This is a genomic window from Cryobacterium lyxosi, from assembly GCF_004403345.1.
Lineage (GTDB): Bacteria > Actinomycetota > Actinomycetes > Actinomycetales > Microbacteriaceae > Cryobacterium > Cryobacterium lyxosi.
Genome location: NZ_SOGT01000016.1, coordinates 57,800 through 75,963 on the forward strand (window position 1 = coordinate 57,800; position 18,164 = coordinate 75,963).

Annotated in this window: 18 protein-coding genes; 10 read left to right on the forward strand and 8 right to left on the reverse strand. The window is 64.8% G+C overall.

Annotated elements, in window-relative coordinates; genetic code table 11:
- Positions 1-2: 2 nt before the first annotated feature.
- Genes E3T27_RS15150 through E3T27_RS15165 form a run of 4 tightly spaced genes read right to left on the reverse strand, consistent with a single transcriptional unit; the run spans position 3 to position 4,517 of the window.
- Complete coding sequence (locus E3T27_RS15150; RefSeq protein WP_134573778.1) at positions 3-1,064, reverse strand: ABC transporter substrate-binding protein; 1,062 nt, start codon at positions 1,062-1,064, stop codon at positions 3-5.
- Entirely contained in the window at positions 1,064-1,975 is a 912-nt protein-coding gene (gene cysD, locus E3T27_RS15155; protein ID WP_174722231.1) for a sulfate adenylyltransferase subunit CysD, read from the reverse strand. The genes E3T27_RS15150 and cysD overlap by 1 nt, the downstream gene beginning before the upstream one ends.
- A complete protein-coding gene (locus E3T27_RS15160; RefSeq protein ID WP_134573782.1) occupies positions 1,972-2,766 on the reverse strand; it encodes a phosphoadenylyl-sulfate reductase in 795 nt (264 codons plus the stop codon). The genes cysD and E3T27_RS15160 overlap by 4 nt, the downstream gene beginning before the upstream one ends.
- On the reverse strand, positions 2,763-4,517 hold the full coding sequence (locus E3T27_RS15165) for a nitrite/sulfite reductase (protein WP_369831164.1): 1,755 nt from the start codon (positions 4,515-4,517) through the stop codon (positions 2,763-2,765). The genes E3T27_RS15160 and E3T27_RS15165 overlap by 4 nt, the downstream gene beginning before the upstream one ends.
- A gap of 239 nt (positions 4,518-4,756) precedes the next feature.
- On the opposite strand from E3T27_RS15165, the gene ftsY reads away from it, so the two are divergent.
- Both ftsY and E3T27_RS15175 read left to right on the forward strand, forming a co-directional pair.
- The gene (gene ftsY, locus E3T27_RS15170) at positions 4,757-5,632 is read left to right on the forward strand and encodes a signal recognition particle-docking protein FtsY (protein ID WP_104197680.1); all 876 of its coding nucleotides are present in this window, start codon (positions 4,757-4,759) and stop codon (positions 5,630-5,632) included.
- A 34-nt stretch (positions 5,633-5,666) separates the two neighbouring features.
- On the forward strand, positions 5,667-6,170 hold the full coding sequence (locus E3T27_RS15175; RefSeq protein ID WP_104197681.1) for a DUF2004 domain-containing protein: 504 nt from the start codon (positions 5,667-5,669) through the stop codon (positions 6,168-6,170).
- A gap of 95 nt (positions 6,171-6,265) precedes the next feature.
- Here E3T27_RS15175 and E3T27_RS15180 read toward each other — a convergent pair whose 3' ends face one another.
- Entirely contained in the window at positions 6,266-7,789 is a 1,524-nt protein-coding gene (locus E3T27_RS15180) for an MFS transporter (RefSeq protein ID WP_134573784.1), read from the reverse strand.
- Between the two features lie 60 nt (positions 7,790-7,849).
- Here E3T27_RS15180 and E3T27_RS15185 point away from each other — a divergent pair, with 60 nt between their 5' ends.
- The 5 genes from E3T27_RS15185 (at position 7,850) to E3T27_RS15205 (ending at position 13,319) form a co-directional block, all read left to right on the forward strand.
- Positions 7,850-8,449, forward strand: a complete 600-nt coding sequence (locus tag E3T27_RS15185; RefSeq protein ID WP_134573786.1) for a TetR/AcrR family transcriptional regulator — start codon at positions 7,850-7,852, stop codon at positions 8,447-8,449.
- A gap of 7 nt (positions 8,450-8,456) precedes the next feature.
- Positions 8,457-10,052 (forward strand): signal recognition particle protein, encoded by a 1,596-nt coding sequence (gene ffh / locus E3T27_RS15190; RefSeq protein WP_134573788.1) that lies wholly within the window; start codon positions 8,457-8,459, stop codon positions 10,050-10,052.
- A gap of 310 nt (positions 10,053-10,362) precedes the next feature.
- Complete coding sequence (locus E3T27_RS15195) at positions 10,363-11,151, forward strand: LLM class F420-dependent oxidoreductase (RefSeq protein WP_104197687.1); 789 nt, start codon at positions 10,363-10,365, stop codon at positions 11,149-11,151.
- Between the two features lie 358 nt (positions 11,152-11,509).
- Positions 11,510-12,142 carry an HNH endonuclease family protein gene (locus tag E3T27_RS15200; protein ID WP_134573790.1) on the forward strand — a complete coding sequence of 211 codons (633 nt, stop codon included), beginning with the start codon at positions 11,510-11,512 and terminating at the stop codon, positions 12,140-12,142.
- Between the two features lie 358 nt (positions 12,143-12,500).
- The gene (locus tag E3T27_RS15205) at positions 12,501-13,319 is read left to right on the forward strand and encodes an SDR family oxidoreductase (RefSeq protein ID WP_134573792.1); all 819 of its coding nucleotides are present in this window, start codon (positions 12,501-12,503) and stop codon (positions 13,317-13,319) included.
- Positions 13,320-13,376: 57 nt separating this feature from the next.
- Here the strand turns inward: E3T27_RS15205 and E3T27_RS15210 are convergent, their stop codons facing one another.
- Positions 13,377-14,513 (reverse strand): glutamate--cysteine ligase, encoded by a 1,137-nt coding sequence (locus tag E3T27_RS15210; protein WP_104197690.1) that lies wholly within the window; start codon positions 14,511-14,513, stop codon positions 13,377-13,379.
- A 201-nt stretch (positions 14,514-14,714) separates the two neighbouring features.
- Here E3T27_RS15210 and rpsP point away from each other — a divergent pair, with 201 nt between their 5' ends.
- The 3 genes from rpsP to rimM are packed head-to-tail and all read left to right on the forward strand — an operon-like array spanning position 14,715 to position 16,035.
- Entirely contained in the window at positions 14,715-15,119 is a 405-nt protein-coding gene (gene rpsP / locus E3T27_RS15215) for a 30S ribosomal protein S16 (protein ID WP_104197691.1), read from the forward strand.
- Between the two features lie 3 nt (positions 15,120-15,122).
- Positions 15,123-15,359, forward strand: a complete 237-nt coding sequence (locus E3T27_RS15220) for an RNA-binding protein (protein WP_104084343.1) — start codon at positions 15,123-15,125, stop codon at positions 15,357-15,359.
- 19 nt (positions 15,360-15,378) lie between these two features.
- Positions 15,379-16,035 (forward strand): ribosome maturation factor RimM, encoded by a 657-nt coding sequence (gene rimM / locus E3T27_RS15225; RefSeq protein ID WP_233200889.1) that lies wholly within the window; start codon positions 15,379-15,381, stop codon positions 16,033-16,035.
- Positions 16,036-16,119: 84 nt separating this feature from the next.
- On the opposite strand, the gene E3T27_RS15230 is transcribed toward rimM, so the two are convergent.
- Positions 16,120-17,262 carry a uroporphyrinogen-III synthase gene (locus E3T27_RS15230; RefSeq protein ID WP_134573841.1) on the reverse strand — a complete coding sequence of 381 codons (1,143 nt, stop codon included), beginning with the start codon at positions 17,260-17,262 and terminating at the stop codon, positions 16,120-16,122.
- Between the two features lie 77 nt (positions 17,263-17,339).
- Entirely contained in the window at positions 17,340-18,164 is an 825-nt protein-coding gene (gene cobA, locus E3T27_RS15235; protein WP_104197693.1) for a uroporphyrinogen-III C-methyltransferase, read from the reverse strand.

Consider the following 18,164-nt stretch of genomic DNA (forward strand, 5'->3'; position numbering starts at 1 on the left):
TGTTATTCCGTTCCCAATCCGCCGGCCGAGACCGGTCCTTCAGAGCGTTCGGCTAGTACGGCGTTGAGCAGTGTCACGTTGAACAGGCCGTTCAGGTCGCCGTCCTTGGCGGTGCCGACCTTGACCGCCTCGCCCAGTAACGCCGGAAAGGTCGTGGCGAGCGGGTCGACAGTGAATTTCACTTCGGTCAGGGCGCGAGCCAGAACATCGTCGGCGAGAGCCTTGCCGGTGTCGGCCGTGAGCTGAGCGTTGATGACGGCCGGGGCGTCGGCCGGGTTCTGGGTGAGCCAGTCCACGGCGGTGGCGTGCCCGTCGAGCAGGGCCCTCACCGTGTCCGGGTGCTCCTCGAGAAAGGCTTTGCGCACGAGCAGTACGGTGGTGGGAAAATCGCCGTTGTCCCAGAGGTCGGCTTCATTGACCAGCACGTGGCCGCCGCCTTCGAGTACAAGCCGGGAGACCCAGGGTTCAGGCAGCCAGGCGCCGTCGATCTTGCCGCTCTGGAACAGGGTGAAAGTCTGCGCGTTATCGGTGGGGGACACCGTGACGTCGCCGCCTCCGGTGGTGCTGGTTTCGTAACCCTCGTCGCCGAGCCAGGATCGCAGGGCGACATCCTGGGTGTTGCCCAACTGCGGAGTGGCGAGGATCGTGCCGGCCAGGTCGGCCGGGCTGTCGATGCCGTCTCGCACCACGAGCGCGGCGCCGCCGCTCGTGGCTCCGGCCACGATAACGGCCGACTGGCCGGCGCTTTGAATGAACGTGTTCACGGCTGGGCTCGGGCCGATGTACGCGGCGTCGATGGCGCCGGCGCTGAGTGCCTCAACGGCCGCCGGGCCAGCACTGAAAATCTGGGTGCTCAGTTTCGTGTCGCCGAGGGTATCCGCGAAGTAGCCGTTCTGCAGCCCGACGAGCGCCGCGGCGTGGGTGACGTTGTCGAAGTAGCCCAGGCGAAGTTCGGCGGCGGGACCCTGGTCGGTTGCGGGCTCGGTGCTGGCCGTGGCGGCGCATCCACTGAGCAGAAGGGACGTTCCCAGCATGAGGGCGCCCAAACGGAGCGAATTCTTCATTAGAAATATCCTTCCTTTTTGCGGTCTTCCATGGCGGCCTCGGAGATGCGGTCGTCGGCGCGGGTCGCGCCGCGTTCGGTGATGGTGCTCACTCCCACCTCGCGCACGACGTCGGAGACGGATACCGCTGCCGAGTCGACCGCGCCGGTGCAGCTCATATCGCCCACCGTGCGGTAGCGCACGGTGCGAACTTCGACGGTCTCGTCGGCTCGTGCCGGGCTCACCGGTCCGACGGCACGCCACATGTCGTCGCGGCGATACACCTCACGCTCGTGGGCGTAGTAGAGCGGGGGCAGTTCGATGTTCTCGCGTTCGATGTAGCGCCAGACGTTGAGTTCGGTCCAGTTGCTGATCGGAAAGGCGCGAACGTGCTGGCCGACGGTGTGGCGGCCGTTGTAGAGGTTCCACAGTTCGGGGCGTTGGTTGCGCGGGTCCCACTGCCCGAACTCATCGCGTAGCGAGAGGATGCGCTCCTTCGCGCGCGCTTTATCTTCGTCGCGACGAGCGCCTCCGAAGACCGCATCGTGCCGACCGGCTGCAATGGCGTCGAGCAGTGGGAGGGTCTGCAGCGGGTTGCGGGTGCCATCGGCGCGTTCCGCCAGGCGGCCGTCGGCGATGTAATCCTCGACCTTGGCGACGGTCAGACGTACGCCGTGCGCGGCGACGGTTTTGTCGCGAAACTCGAGCACTTCGGGAAAGTTGTGGCCGGTGTCCACATGCAGCAGCGAGAACGGAATCTTGCCAGGCCAGAACGCCTTCGCGGCGAGGTGCAGTACGACGACGGAGTCCTTGCCGCCGCTGAACAGCAGTACGGGGCGTTCGAACTCGGCGACGACCTCGCGAATAATGTGGATCGCTTCGCTCTCGAGCACGTCAAGTTCGGAGAGGCGGTGTGAAGTTGCGATCGTCATAGGTGGAGCCCGCATTCTGTCTTCTCGAGGGTGGCCCAGCGGCCGGAACGGGGGTCAGCACCAGCCGCGACGGGCTGGGTGCACGGGGCGCAACCAATGGAGGGATAGCCCTGGGAGAGCAATATGTTCACGGGAACTTGGTGTTCGGTGGCGTAGTCCATGAGCTCGTCATAGCTCCAGGCGGCAACCGGGTTCACCTTCACCAAGCCGTTGCGTTCGTCCCAGGTCACCAGCGGCGTGTTGGCGCGGGTGGGTGCTTCGTCCCGGCGCACGCCGGTGAACCACAGCTCGTAGCCGCTGAGCGACCGCTGTAGCGGTTCGACCTTGCGCATCGCGCAGCAGGCGTTGGCGTCGCGGGCAAAGAGTTCGGCGCCGTGCAGGGCATCCTGCTCCGGCACCGTCTTCAGCGGCAGCACGTCGACAATCGTCACCGGCAGGGCGGCAGCTACCGCGTCGCGGGTTGCATAGGTCTCGGCGAAGTGATACCCGGTGTCGAGAAAGAGCACGTCGACGCCGGGCAGCTGCTGCGACACGATCTCGGGCAGCACCGCGTCGGCCATGGAGCAGGCGACGGCAACAGAGCCAACGCCGAAATTGCGGGCGACCCAGGCCACGACCTCGGCGGCGGTGGCCTCACGGTTGTTGGCGGCCGCGGCCGCTGCGAGCTCAATGGAGCCGGCTTCGGCGAGGGCCTGAAGCTCGACGTCCGATCGACGCGGCGGCAGGTCGCGGGCGGGGGACGTGGCAGCGCGGGTCTGGCGTATCTTGGCGTTCAGATTGACAGCGCTCATTTGAGGTCCTCTTCATCGGCGCGGTGTGCCCACTGCGCAAAAGTTTCGTCGGCGCTGCGGGCGGCTAGAAAGCGCAGCACGAGGCGTTCGACGTAGTCGGTGAGGTTCTCGGCGGTGACCTTGAGGCCACGCACGGTGCGGCCGAGGCCGGCTTCTTCGCGATCGACCGAGGCGAGACCGCCGCCCAGGTGCACCTGGAAACCAGGGGTGGAACCGCCGTTGCCATCCGGCAGCAGCTGGCCTTTCAGCCCGATATCCGCCGCCTGAATGCGGGCGCAGGAGTTGGGGCAGCCGTTGACGTGCAGGGTGATGGGGTGCGGGGCCTCGATGGTGGCGAGGCGTTGTTCGAGCTCGAGGATGGCATCCGTTGCCGTCTGCTTGGTTTCGACAATGGCGAGCTTGCAGAATTCGATGCCGGTGCAGGCGACGGTGGAGCGGCGGAACAGGCTGGGGCGGGCCGATAGCCCGATCTCGTCGAGGGCCGCGATGAGCGGCTCCACGTGTTCTTCAGCTACGTCGAGCACCACGATCTTCTGGTGTGGCGTCGTGCGCAGCCTGCTCGAGCCGTAGGATTCGAGCAGGTCGGCGAGGCGGATGAGGGTTTGGCCGGAAACTCGGCCGACGAAGGGCGCCACGCCGATGTAGAAGCGGCCGTCCTTCTGTTTGTGCACACCGATGTGGTCACCCTGCGTCTTCGGGCGCGGCGCAGCGGGCCCGTCTGGCAGGGGGTAGCCGAGGTATTCGTCTTCGAGAATGCGACGGAATTTCTCGGTGCCCCATTCGGCAAGTAGAAATTTCAGGCGTGCTTTGCCGCGGAGGCGACGGTAGCCGTAGTCCCGAAAGATCGAGGTGACGCCGCGCCACACCTCGGATACTCGGTCTTCGGCCACGAAGGCACCCAGCCGTTCGGCGAGGCGCGGGGTGGTGCTGAGGGCGCCGCCTACCCACAGGTCATAGCCGATGCCGAGCTCGGGGTGGTCGACGGCTACGAGACCGATGTCATTGATCTCGTGCACGACATCCTGGCTCGGGTGGCCGGTGATGGCCGTCTTGAATTTGCGGGGCAGGTTGGCGAATTCGTCGGTGCCGAGGTACTTACGGGCGATTTCGGCGATGGCTTCGGTGGGGTCGATGAGTTCATCGGCAGCGATTCCGGCCACGGGGGAGCCGAGGAAGACGCGGGGTACGTCGCCGCAGGCCTGGGTGGTTTCCAGGCCAACGGCTTCGAGACGGCGCCAGATTTCGGGCATGTCCTCGATCTGGATCCAGTGCAGCTGAATATTCTGGCGGTCGGTGATGTCGGCGGTGTCGCGGCCGAAGTCGCGGGAGACCTCACCGATCACGCGGGTCTGTTCGGTGGTGAGCTGGCCGCCGTCGATGCGCACCCGCAGCATGAAGTAGCGGTCTTCGAGTTCTTCCGGCTCGAGGGTGGCGGTCCTGCCGCCGTCGATGCCGGGCTTACGCTGCGTGTAGAGGCCCCACCAGCGAAAACGGCCGTGCAGGTCGGTGCCGTCAATGGAATCGAACCCCTGCTTGGAATAGATTTCTTCGATACGGCCACGTACAGCGAGGCCGTTGTCGATCTGCTTCCAGACCTCGTTGCCGTTGAGCGGTTCGGTGCCGTCTATCTTCCACTGGCCGTTCGGGCGGGTTGAAGGCCGCGGCGGACGGGCTGCGGGCAACTTGGTCGCGGCCGGTGCGTTCGCGGCCACGGCCGTTTCGCTGTGCACCGTCTCGGATTCGTTCGGCACGTGGGCTCCCTCGGTTTGCGGCGCTGCCCCGGGGTTTACGAACCGGACCAACGACTCTCACGCTACTGCGCCGCACGAACGGGGGCGCGGTGAGCGGGTCATGCGCTGTCACACACTGTCACGCGGCGTCACACAGGTTGCGCGGAACCGCTTGCGTGTTCAATCGGCAGCTGGCATGCTGCGGCCTGACCGCGTCCCTCACCGCGCGGAAGGCGGCGGCGTCCCCGTAGGCTAGGCACATGGCTGAACGAACCCCCTGGTCCCTCTCTGGCGCACTGCGCGGAATGTTCGCGAAGAAGACCATCGACGCGGACACCTGGGATGACCTCGAGGACGCCCTGCTGAAAGCCGATTTCGGCCCGAATGTCACCGAAGCCGTCATCGCCGACCTGCGTGCCAAGGTCGCCAAATACAACACGACCGACCCGACCGACCTTCAGCGGATGCTGCGTGAAGGCATCGAAGAGCGCCTCTCGGTTCTCGACTCCACCCTCACGCTCTCCGATCGGCCGGCCGTCGTGCTCGTCGTCGGCGTCAACGGCGTCGGCAAGACCACGACGATCGGCAAGTTCGCAAAGTTTCTCAATACCTACGGTCGCAGCGTCGTGATCGGGGCTGCTGACACATTCCGGGCCGGCGCTGTCGAACAGCTGGCCACCTGGGCCGAGCGCGCCGAGGCGCAGATCGTGAAACCGCAGATGACCGGCCAGGATCCGGCATCCGTCGCTTTTCAGACCGTGGAGAAGGCGAAGAACGAGGGCATTGAAATCGTGCTCATTGACACCGCCGGGCGCCTGCAGACCAAGGGGGGCCTGATGGACGAGCTCACCAAGATTCGGCGGGTGGTGGAGAAGCAGGGGCCGATCGCCGAGGTGCTGCTCGTACTCGACGCGACGACCGGCCAGAACGGACTCGCCCAGGCCGAAGCGTTCATCGAGCACGCCGGGGTGACCGGGCTCGTGCTGACCAAGCTTGACGGCTCAGCCCGTGGTGGCTTCGTGCTGGCGGTACAGGAGAAGACCGGTATTCCCATCAAACTGGTTGGACAGGGTGAAGGCATCAACGATCTCACCGGTTTCACCCCGCACGTGTTCGCCCAGAAACTCGTCGGCTGATCGACTATTACATTCAAGAGACAGTGAGACCAGCATGAGCATTGAACACGATTTCTTCGGAATTCTCGGCGACGAAGACGAAGGAGAGGTGTACTGGTCGGACTCCGTCGAGCTCGGCGACCAGAGCATCGAAATCGATCTCAGTTCGCCCGATGAAGATTCGGTGGTCACCGAGGCGCTCGACATTGCTGCTGCGATGATCAGCTCGATGGAGGACCTCGACTCCCAGGTGCGCGAATCCCTCGTGGCTGACCTGTCGGCCGAGGTATCAGTGACGAGCCAGTACATCGGTGAGCAGCTCGACGAGATGGACCAGGAGGCGATCGAAAACGCCATCATCTGGGATTCCGGCGACCAGCAGATTGACTTTCTGCGCTCGCTGCGCCTGCAGCGCATCAGTTTTCACCCGCATCACGCCGGCAGCGAGGCGCACTTCGCGGTGCTCGAATATGCCATCAGTCCCGACGATTCCGACGGACTGCTCGTCGTGACGATCGACGTGCACGGCGACACCGTCCTGGTTGCCCTGGACAGCTGATTGAACGGGGCCCGGGCCCCGTCCGCGGGCCCAGTTTATAAACTGGGCCCGCGTTCATAAGGTGGGCCGCGAGCGTGCGCGGGCCGCCTATCCTGCTACCCCAGGTGCACAGCGGGCTCCGGTGCGAGCAGATCGTCCCTGCGCGGGCGTACGAGGAAGAATGCAATGGGCGCCGCCGCGAAGATGATGATGGCCGCCCACAGAAATGCGGACTGGTAGCCGCTCACGAGCGCGCCGAACTGTGCGGCCGGTGAGGGTACCTTGCCGACCAGATAGGAACTCACTGCGGCCGTGTAGAGCGCGGTGAACAGCGCGGTTCCGAGCGAGCCGCCGATCTGCTGCATGGCCGTCACGGCCGCGCTTGCCGCGCCGGCGTCGTGTTCGGCAATTCCTGACAGGGCCACGTTTTGAAGAGGCACGAAGATCAGGGCGAGGCCGGTTCCAAGCAGAATGAGCCCGGGCAGCACCTCCAGCGCATAGTTTCCGCCCACCGTGATGCCGGTCAGCCAGAGCAGGCCGGCTGCGCCGACGATCGGGCCGACAGTCATCGGAATGCGTACGCCGGTGCTGGCGAGAAACTTCGACAGCACCCCCGCACCGATCATGATCGTCGCCGTCATCGGTAGGGAAGCGAGACCGGACTGGATCGGGGTGTATCCCAGCACGATCTGAAAATAGAGCGTGAGAAAAAGCAGTCCGCCAAGAAGCGCAGCGCCGGAAAGCAAAGCGGTGAGGAAGGCTCCGCCGCGCACCTTGTCGACGATGATGCGCAACGGCAGAAGCGGATGATTGGACCGGCTCTCCACAAACACGAACAGTGCCAGCAGCACCAGCCCGAGCGGGAGGCAGACGAGCACGGGCCAGCTGCCCCAGCCATTCTCGGCCTGGGCGAAGCCGAAGACGAGGGATCCGAGACCGAACGCCACGAGAATGGCCCCCGGCACGTCATACCGGGTGTTGCCGTGTGCCTTACTTTCCCGGATCACCGGAAGGGCGGCCGCAATAGCTACGATCGCGATCGGCACGTTCACGAACAGGCACCAGCGCCAGCTCGCGTACTCGGTGAGCACGCCGCCGAGAATCAGGCCAACGGCCGCGCCACCGCCGGCGATTGCGCCGTAGAGGGCAAAGGCCTTGATGCGGTCCTTGCCGCCGGGAAAATTCACGGTGAGTAGGGCGAGCGAGGCGGGAGCGAGTAAGGCTGCGAACAGCCCCTGCAGGCCACGAGCAGCCAGTAGCTCCCCGGTGTTCTGCGCAGCACCGCCGATGGCCGAAGCGATGGCGAACCCGGCCATGCCCACGATGAAGGAACGTTTGCGGCCCCAGAAGTCGGCGATGCGCCCGCCGAGGAGCAGCAGCGCGCCGAACACCAGCGAGTAGAGAGTGACGACCCAGGTACGGTCGCCGTCACTCATGCCGAGCGCGATCTGCGCCTGGGGAAGCGCGATGTTCACAATGGTGCCGTCCAGCACGACGGTGAGCTGGGCGAGCGCCACAATGGCGAGTAGCCACCACCGGCGGGAGTTGGCCGCTGGCGGATCAGCGGAAACAGATGACGCGGCGGCCAGCGAGGCCGGGGCGGTACTGGGTGGATCGGTGCGAAATCGTGGGGTCGGCATAGGGGTCACTATACCGAACGAACTAGTTCGTTTTATTAATTATTGGTTATAGTCAACGGTATGGCACGAGGCGGAGCAGACCCACAGACCCGGATTCTCGAGGCTGCGCGCGCGGAATTCGCCGCTCACGGCCTCGCCGGAGCGCGCATCGACCGCATCGCCAAGACTGCGTCGGCCAGCAAGGAACGCCTCTACGCGTACTACTCCGACAAGAAACAACTCTTCCTCGAGGTTCTGGAGTTAAATCTGCGGGAGTTTTCGAGTGACGCTGTGCTGACTGACAATGATGTACCGGCCTTCGCGGGAGCGCTGTTCGACCACGCGATGCTCCACGGCGACCATCTGCGCATGATCGATTGGGCGCGCCTCGAAACCGACGGTACCTGGCTGCCAGCCCTGGAAGTCATGCTCGGCTACCGAGACGAACAGGTGCGCCGCATCCGTTTGGCCCAGGCCGCCGGACGGGTCGATGCATCGTGGGAGCCGGCGCAGCTCATGACGCTCGTCTTCGGTATCGCCTCGGCCTGGGTGCACGAGCCCGGCGGGATGCTGACGCACGGCGGCGGTTTCGACTCGGTGGCCATAGCAGTCCGGCGTGCCAACGTCATCCGTGCGGTCGAACGGCTGATCGCACCGAGCGCAACGCCTGCGATAAACTGACGCCACTATGGCAACTTTTGGAAACCTCTCAGATCGTCTTGCCGAGACGTTCAAAAACCTCCGCACCAAGGGCAAACTCAGCGCAGCGGATGTCGACGGCACCGTTCGGGAGATTCGCCGCGCGCTGCTCGACGCCGACGTCGCCCTCGAGGTCGTCAAGGACTTCACCGGTAAGGTTCGAGAGCGCGCATTAGGCGACGAGGTCAGCAAGGCGCTGAACCCGGCCCAGCAGGTCGTGCAGATCGTCAACGACGAACTCATCACGATTCTCGGCGGCCAGCAGCGTCGGTTGGAATTCGCCAAGAAACCGCCGACCATCATCATGCTCGCCGGCCTGCAGGGTGCCGGTAAGACCACCCTCGCCGGCAAGCTCGCCAAGTGGCTCGCCAAAGACGGCCACACCCCTCTGCTGGTGGCCGCCGACCTGCAGCGCCCCAACGCGGTCACTCAGCTCGAGGTCGTCGCCCGGCAAGCCGGCGTCGCCGTGTACGCGCCTGAGCCCGGTAACGGCGTCGGCGACCCGGTCAAGGTTGCCCGCGACGGCGTGAAGTACGCCCTGCAGAAGGTGCACGACGTCGTCATCGTCGACACCGCTGGCCGGCTCGGCGTCGATGCCGAGCTCATGAAGCAAGCTGCCAACATCCGAAAGGCGATCGATCCCGACGAGGTGCTCTTCGTCATCGATGCCATGATCGGCCAGGACGCCGTCGCAACGGCGAAGGCGTTCCAGGATGGCGTCGACTTCACCGGCGTCGTGCTCACCAAACTCGACGGCGACGCCCGCGGTGGCGCGGCCCTCTCGGTCGCGAGCCTCACCGGTCGCCCGATCATGTTCGCTTCCACCGGTGAAGGACTCGACGACTTCGAGCCGTTCCACCCCGACCGTATGGCCGGCCGCATCCTCGACCTCGGTGACATCCTCACCCTGATCGAGCAGGCGCAGGGAGCGTTCGACGAAGATGAGGCCCGCAAGGTCGCCGAGAAGTTCGCGACCGACACCTTCACCCTCGACGACTTCCTCGGCCAGATGCAGCAACTGCGCAACATGGGCTCGATCAAGAAGATGATGAGCATGTTGCCCGGCGCCGGCGCCATGAAGGCCCAGCTCGAGAACTTCGACGAGCGCGAGATCGTGCGCACCGAGGCCATCATCCAGTCGATGACCAAGCTCGAACGCACCACTCCGAAACTGCTCAACGGCTCCCGCCGCCTGCGCATCGCCAAGGGCTCGGGCTCGAGTGTCACCGAGGTCAACCAGCTCGTGCAGCGCTTCGAGCAGGCCGCCAAGATGATGAAGACCGTCGCCAAGGGCGGAATGCCCAACATTCCCGGCATGGGACCGATCCCCGGCGCCGGCTACGGCGGCAAGCCCAAGGTGGCGCAGAAGAAGAAGGGGTCAAAGTCGGGCAACCCCGCCAAGCGTGCCGCCGACAATGCAGCGATTGCCTCGGGAATCAAGCCCGTCGGTGACACTGCTTCAGCGGATGCCGCCGGCTCAGGTTTCGGCCTCGGCCTCGGCTCCGGCGCCCAGCCCGGCAAGGGCAAGGCCGGCGGCCCCACCGAAGAAGAAATGGCCGCGCTGCAGAAAATGCTCGGCCGGTAGTCCGCGCGACCCGTGCACGCGCCTCTCTCTGGACGGGGCCCGGGCCCCGTCCCCGGGCCCAGTTTATAAACTGGGCCCAGGTTCATAGGGTGGGCCCGAACCCAGTTCGAGCGCCGGACCGCCGCATGAGCCGCGGCGTGGGTGTCCGGCGGCGACCTGTGGACGGGGCCCGGGCCCGGGCCCCGTCCCCGGGCCCAGTTTGTAAACCGGGCCCAGGTGCACACGGTGGGCCCGAAGCGCATGCTGCGCGATCTGGATGCGTCCAGCCCCGGGTCACGGCCCGGCCCGGGCGCGGCCCTAGGCTGGACACGTGACTTCAACGACGAACCACCAGGTGCGCATCGGCGTGCAGATCGCCCCTCAGCACGCCGAGTACTCAAAGATTCGGGACACGCTCACGGATGTCGAGACGCGCGGCTTCGATATCGCTTTCAACTGGGACCACTTCTTTCCGCTCAGCGGTGAGCCAGGCGGCCTGCACTTCGAGTCCTGGACCATCCTTGCCGCCTGGGCCGAGCAGACGACGACCCTTGAATTCGGCGCCCTGGTGAACTGCAACAGCTACCGCAACGCTGATCTGCAGGCCGACATGGCGCGCACGATCGACCACATCAGCGGCGGACGCTTCATCTTCGGCACCGGCGCCGGTTGGTTCGAGCGCGACTATCAGGAGTACGGCTATGAATTCGGCACGCCCGGTACCCGGTTGAACGCACTCGACGACAGTCTCAATCGCATCGAGGCCCGCTGGGCCAAAATCAACCCGCCGCCGACCCGCGACATCCCCGTGCTCATCGGCGGCGGCGGCGAGAAGAAGACCCTCCGCATCGTCGCCCAGCACGCCGACATCTGGCATTCGTTCTCCAACCCCGAGGTCCTCGAACACAAGCTCGGCGTGCTCAGCGCCTGGTGCGACGAAGTCGGCCGAGATATCGCCGAGATCGAAATCTCCACCGAGCTACGCGGGCGCACCATCGCTGACGCGGACGCACTTTTCGACCTCGGCACGCGCTTGTTCACGGTGGGAATCTCCGGCCCCGTCTACGACCTGGCGCCCGCCACCGACTGGCTGGCCTGGCGCGACTCCAAGAACGCCTGAGCACGCACGCCCTGTTCGATCCAGCACGTGGATGCCGCCATCGTCAACGGACGCTTGTACGCCCACCGCGTGTTTTCCTGAGGGCTGCTGAACTCGCTGCAGCGCTCGGCGGGGAGGACCGTCATTGACACCGTCACGCGGGGCGCCACGCTGCTCGAGATCATGCTTGGAGGCCACGTCACGCACAGGGGGAGTGTTGCTTGCCGATATGACGCGGCCGGTGCTCCGAACCGGCCGTCGCGCAATGGCTGCTTAGCGTTCACCTGAATGGCCTGCGGTGCAGACCCGCTGACCGAGAGTATTAAGGCAATCCGATGAATCGATGTCTTCTGATTCACGGTCGATCCGAGGAGTCTCGATGACACGTTTGCCCCCCGCCCTGCTCCTGATCGGTGCACTTGTCGTTGCGGCGACTCATCTGACGGCCACCCCGGCGTTCGCCTCCCCGCCGGACCCGCCGGCGCTCAGCACCATCAACAGCGAGCTGGCCACGATCGACACTAAGGCCGAGACGGGTTCGGCCGGGTACTCCCGAGATTTATTCCCGCACTGGTCCACGCAGTCCGGTAGCTGCGATACACGAGAGATAGTGCTCCAGCGCGATGGCGTCGACGTCGTGACCAGCTCGACCTGTTCAGCGACCTCGGGAAGCTGGTACTCCGTCTATGACGGTGCCTGGAACTATGCGTCATCGGATGTCGACATCGACCACGTCGTGGCATTGTCTGAGGCTTGGGGGTCCGGAGCGTCGACCTGGACAACGAGCAAGCGTCAGCAGTTCGCCAACAGCCTGAGCGACGGTCAGCTCATCGCCGTCACCGACAACGTCAACGCGTCTAAGTCCGATAGGGACGCGGCGGAGTGGCAGCCGCCGCTGGCCTCGTACCACTGCACCTACGCCAAGCATGTTGTGCACGTAAAGTACGGGTGGGGGCTGTCCATGGACTCCGCTGAAAAGGCGGCGATCAAGTCCATGCTGGCAACCTGCTGACGGCCCAGACGATTTCAACGAATACGACGGTGGCAACGGCAACGGCAACGGCAACGGCAACGGCGAGGGCGTAGAGCGCGACGACACCATGACGCTGGACCGAGGATCTCGATCAGGCGACGCACGTCATCCGTCACGAGACATTCGGCGCCGGCCGCATCCAGGATGATCAACGCCCGAGTACACCCGGCTCCGAAGCCGAATCAACGCTGAGGATGATGGCGACCGGTCGCGTAGTAGGTTCGCCACCGGTAGAACGGTCAGGGCGCGAGAGTGACACCGGACGCCCGTGCGGGTGGGAAGTGTTTGCCCTCGTCGAACGTTACCGTCTAGGTCATCCATTGAAAGGAACATACCCATGAGCAAGACTTGGTTCATTACGGGCGCGTCCAAGGGCTTCGGCCGCGAGTGGACGGAAGCTGCGCTCGAGCGTGGCGACAGCGTCGCAGGCACCGCACGAAAAGTGGAAACTCTGGATGCTCTCGTTGAGAAGTACCCGGATACTTTTTTGCCGATCCGGCTCGACGTCACGGACCGGGATGCGGATTTCGCGGCCGTGCAGAAGGCAGCCGAGCACTTCGGCCAGCTCGATATCGTCATCAACAACGCTGGCTACGGCCATTTCGGCATGGTCGAGGAGTTGACCGAAGACGAGGCCCGAGCACAAATCGAGACAAACCTGTTCGGCGCGCTCTGGATCACACAGGCAGCGGTTCCGGTCATGCGCAAGCAGGGTTCGGGTCACATCATCCAGGTGTCAAGCATCGGCGGTATCAGCGCGTTTCCCACCGTTGGTATCTACCATGCGTCGAAGTGGGCACTCGAAGGCTTCTCGCAGTCACTCTCCCAGGAGGTCGCGGGTTTCGGTATCAACGTGACTCTGGTGGAACCTGGCGGTTTCTCAACCGACTGGTCGGGCCCATCCGCCTCGCGTAGCGATGAGATGGCGGAGTACGCCGATGTGCGACAGGCGGCGGCGAGTCGTCCCTCTGCGAACGATCCCGGTGACCCGAAGGCCACCCGCGGCGCGATCCTCCAGGTCGTCGATGCCCAGAAGCCGCCACTGCGCATCTTCTTCGGCAAGGCACCCTTGGGTATCGCGACCAAGGACTACGAGTCCCGATTGGCGACGTGGAACGAATGGCAGCCGGTTTCGATCGAGGCACACGGCAACTGAGTCGTCAGGCCAGCCCCCGCGATAAACGGTGAACGGCGCCTGCCCGTTGAAAATGCACTAGCTCCCGAGCCCCTGCGCGAGTTCGTGGCTGAGCGCCGCAACGACAGCGGGCAGGCTGCCCTCGTTGGCGGCAGCCACAGCGAGCTGTCGTTGATAGCTGCCGCCGTCGTCGATAATGCGGTGGAGACCCTGCAGCTCCGGCAGGCAGTCGAGCCGCTCGGCCACGGGGGAGAGAATCTCGATGAGGTGACGTACGTCATCCGTTACAAGACGCTCGGTGCCGGCCGCATCGAGGATGATCTCAGCGTCGAGTCCATAGCGGGCCGCACGCCACTTGTTCTCGCGCACGAACCACGGTTGCATGCGCGGTACGTCTTCTCCCGCGTCGAGGCGAGTGGACATCCATTCGACCAGGCACTGGATGAACGCGGCGATTGCGCCGAGCTCCTCGGTGGTGGAGACGCCGTCGCAGACGCGAATCTCGATCGTGCCCCAGCGCGGTGACGGGCGAATGTCCCAGCGCACCTCGGTCACGTCGTCGATAGTACCGGTCACCGCCATGTCGTCGACATAGCGTTCCCAAGCCTCCCAGTCGGGCAGGTCCCAGGGCAGGCCGGCCGTCGGTAGTTGCTGGAACATGAGCGAACGGTTGCTGGCATAGCCCGTGTCGACGCCAGCCCAAAACGGGCTCGACGCGCTCAGCGCCTGCAGGTGCGGAACATACGTCAGCAGGCCGTTCATGATCGGAATGACCTTGGCCTTGTCGTCGATGCCCACGTGCACGTGGATGCCCCAGATCATCATGTTGCGCCCCCACCACTGGGTGCGGTCGATGAGCTTGTGGTAGCGCGCCTTGTCGGTGATGGTCTGATCGAACCACTGCGCAAACGGATGCGATCCGCTACAGATCACGTCAACCTCGCGGCCGTCGAGAGCGCGACGCACTTCGCGGAGCTGGCCGGCGACATCCGCTACGGCGTGGCGGACGGTGTCGTGTACGCCGGAAACCAGCTCGACCGTATTGAGCAGGAGCTCGCCGGTGATCGTCGGGTGCGCCGAGCCGTCCGGGCCGCAGAGGGCGTCGAGTACCTCATCGGCGATCGGCACCAGATCGCCGGTGTTGCGGTCGACGAGGGCGACCTCCCACTCGATGCCCACGGTGGAGCGGGCGGAGCGGGCGAATTCAAGTGGCACGGGTGCTCCTTGGGTGGGCTGGTGAAAGCCGTTGAGGTTCGATTATCACAATGTGAGCAATCTCTGACAGAATGATTAGTCGCGATCCGTTGTGCCCGACCCTCTATCTCGGTGCAACGTGATCCTATAGAGCTTATGCCGAGTGTGCCCCCACGCTCACGGCCCAAGGTTCGCCAAACACCGAATCAACACTGGAGAATTGTGGCTGTCAAAATCCGTCTGAAGCGCATGGGCAAGATCCGTGCACCGTACTACCGCATCGTCGTTGCCGACGCGCGCACCAAGCGCGACGGTCGTGTCATCGAAGAAATCGGCATCTACCACCCCACGGAGGAGCCCTCGGTCATCGAGGTCAAGTCTGAGCGTGCGCAGTACTGGCTCAGCGTCGGCGCTCAGCCGACCGAGCAGGTTGCTGCACTCCTCAAGCTCACCGGCGACTGGGGAATCTTCAAGGGCGACAAGAACGCCAAGAGCACCGTCAAGGTGAAGGAACCGAAGGCTGCTTTCGTCGCTGACGAGAAGAAGAAGCCGGTTCTCAAGCCCAAGGCCGACAAGCCGGTCGCCAAGGTAGAAGAGGTTGCTGTCGAAGCAACCGAAGAGGCGTAACTGTTGCTTGCTCCCGCGCTCGAACACCTCGTCAAGGGGATCGTTGATCACCCGGACGATGTGCACGTTGCAGAAAAGAACTCTGCAAGAGGCGATGTGCTCGAGGTTCGGGTGAACCCCGAGGATCTCGGCCGGGTCATTGGCCGTGCTGGTCGCACCGCGAAAGCACTGCGCACCCTCGTTGCAGCTCTGGCCGATGGTCGACGCGTTCGCGTCGACGTCGTCGACACTGATTTCTAGTTCAGTGAACGACGCGACAGTGGACGATAGTGAGAAGGACCGCACCCAGCAATTACGGGTGGGGCGCCTGACCAAGGCTCACGGCCTCAAGGGAGCAATCAAGCTCGAACTGTTCACGGATGACCCGGGACGACGTTTCGTCCCGGGTGCCGTGTTCACGCTGCAGGTTCCGACCGGTTCGGCTTGGCACGGCAAGACGATCGAACTCGTCGAGCTGCGCTGGTACAACCAGCACGCTGTCGGTTTTTTCAAGGATGTTGTCGACCGCAGCGCGGCAGAAACGCTCGCGAAGGCGATCCTCTGGATCGACGCGGACGTCGCGGAACAATCAGATGAAGAAGACGCCTGGTACGACCACCAGCTGGTCGGTCTCGCCGTCATGCGCGATGGGGTACGCATCGGCACCATCGGTCGCCTCGAGCACATGCCGGCCCAAGACCTGTTGATCGTGAAGACGCCCACCGGCGACGTCATGATCCCGTTCGTCAAGGCCATCGTGCCGACCGTCGACGTGAAAAACGGCCTGGTCACGATCACGCCGCCGCCCGGCCTTCTCGAAGAGTTGCCAGAGGACGCGGCCGATGGTGCCGCCGCTGGCGCTGTCCCGGAAACGGATTCAGAAGGCGACTCTGAACCGGATGCTGCGGCATCCGCTCATACAAGCGACGAACCGTAACGCTCAACCGTACCGTTGCCGGTGCGCACTCAACTGGTCGAACAACGACCGGAGGGTGCGCACCGGCATGTGTGTACTGGGCGGCTACACGTTGAGGCGATAGCCGCGCTTGACCACGGTCGCGACCAACCCGGGAGTGCCGAGCGTCTGACGGAGTCGGCTGAGCGAAACCTCCATAGCGTGATCGTCGGAGTCGCCGGCCAGGGAGAGCGTGAGGTCTTCGCGGGAGACAACCGCACCGCGTGCCCGAACGAGCGCCCGCAGGATAGCGAGGGCTGTCGGCGGCAGCTGGGTGCGTTCCGCGCCGACCTGCACGATCGAACCGCGTAGCTGCACGAGTCCGTTCTGCGTCTCGACCCGTTCGATCATGTTCTGTTCCAGATGCTCGCAGACCAGCCGTATCAGCGCGCCCATCCGAAACCGAGACGGCTGGATCGGGGCGATCCCGGCCGCGATCAGCGGGGCACTCGTCACCGGTCCGACAGCGGCGGCGCACACCTGCGTCTGCAGCGCCGCGATGAGTTCCGGGTAGACCTCCATGCCTTCCGCCGCGGTGAAGAGGGCGTGCACGGCCGGGGCGCTCGTGAAGGTCACGCAGTCCAGCTGACGGGAACAAATCGCTTCGACGAGCTTGTAGACCCGTTCGTCGCTGTCATCGACGGCGATCCAGCGGTAGGGCGCAACGACGAGCACTTGCTGGTGCACCGCGCGCAACCGGTCGAGTTGCACCTCGTCGGTTGCGCCATGAACCTGAATACCGACAACGAGTCCCGGAGGATACTCGGCCAATACCTTGTCGACGAGCGAGGCGGTCGTCTCTGATTCGCTCATGCCCGAGTCGTTCAGCCCGGTGGCGCGAATGCCGCCGCGTGCTTTCGGTCCGCGTACCAGAATCGTGGTGTCGGCGAATGCATCGGTGAGGTCGGACCCGATGCCGTCGGCCTCTGCCACTTCAAACCAGCGTCGCACGCCGTAGCCGGTGGTCGCGAGCAGAATATCGGGTCGCGCGATGATCAGGGTTCTGGTGTCATCGAGCAGTGGGCCGTCCTGCTGGGAGTGGGCGATGCGCAGTGTCGGCGCGTGCATCACTTTGGCACCGCGCCGTTCGAAGGCGTCGATCAGGTCGCTCGAGCGGCGATCGCTGGTCACGCCGATGCGAAACCCGTCCAGTTGGTTCGGCCTCAAAACAGGGGCCGCCACCTCGATCGGCTCGGTCGCGCCCGGCATCGGCTCGTGCTGCCCGGGCAGCTGCGCAGCGGATGCTCCCCGCTCGCCGTTCGAAACCGGTTCGCTCCCGCTGTTCATCAGGCGGTCACCGTGAACTCGGCGGCCCGGGCCACGAGGTCGTTCGCGGCCGTGTCGCCACTGAAAGCGAGGCGTACAACCTCACCGATGACGAGCACGGCGGGGCTGCGCACGCCGGCGGCTGCGGCATCCGATAGCACGGCGGCCAGCGTGCTCACCGTGGTGCGCTGGGTGGCGCTGAAGCCGCGCTCGATAATGGCCACTGGCAGGTTGGCTGGCATGCCGTGGCGCAACAGACCCTGGCTCAGGGTCGGCAACGTGCCAACGCCCATCAGCACGACAATGGTACTTCCGAGCAGCGTGAGGCCCTCGAGTTCGTTGTCGGTGAGCGGTGCGTGGCCGCTGATCACGGTGAATGCGTGGCTGATCCCGCGGTGCGTCAGCGGGATTCCCGCCGCCGCCGGCACGGCGATCGCACTCGTGACACCGGAAATAACCGTGACGGCAATGCCGTTGCGGTGGCAGGCGAGCACTTCTTCGCTTCCGCGCCCGAACACATAAGGGTCGCCGCCCTTCAGCCGCACCACGCGTTTGCCCGCGAGGGCATGCTCGACCATCAGGTCTTCGATCCCCGCCTGTGAGACCGGATGGCTGCCGGCGCGTTTGCCGACGTCGACGAGGGTCGCGCGGGGTGCGAGCAGGGCTAGTTCGTCGTTGGGGGCGAGACGGTCGAACAACACGACATCCGCTTGGGCCAGAGCCGTCACTGCGGCGACGGTCAGCAACCCCGCGGCGCCGGGTCCGCCGCCGACCAGGGTGACTTGCCCTGCCGTGACCTGCTCGGCGCTGACCGACCCAGTCGTACCGAAATTCCGGGCTGTCAT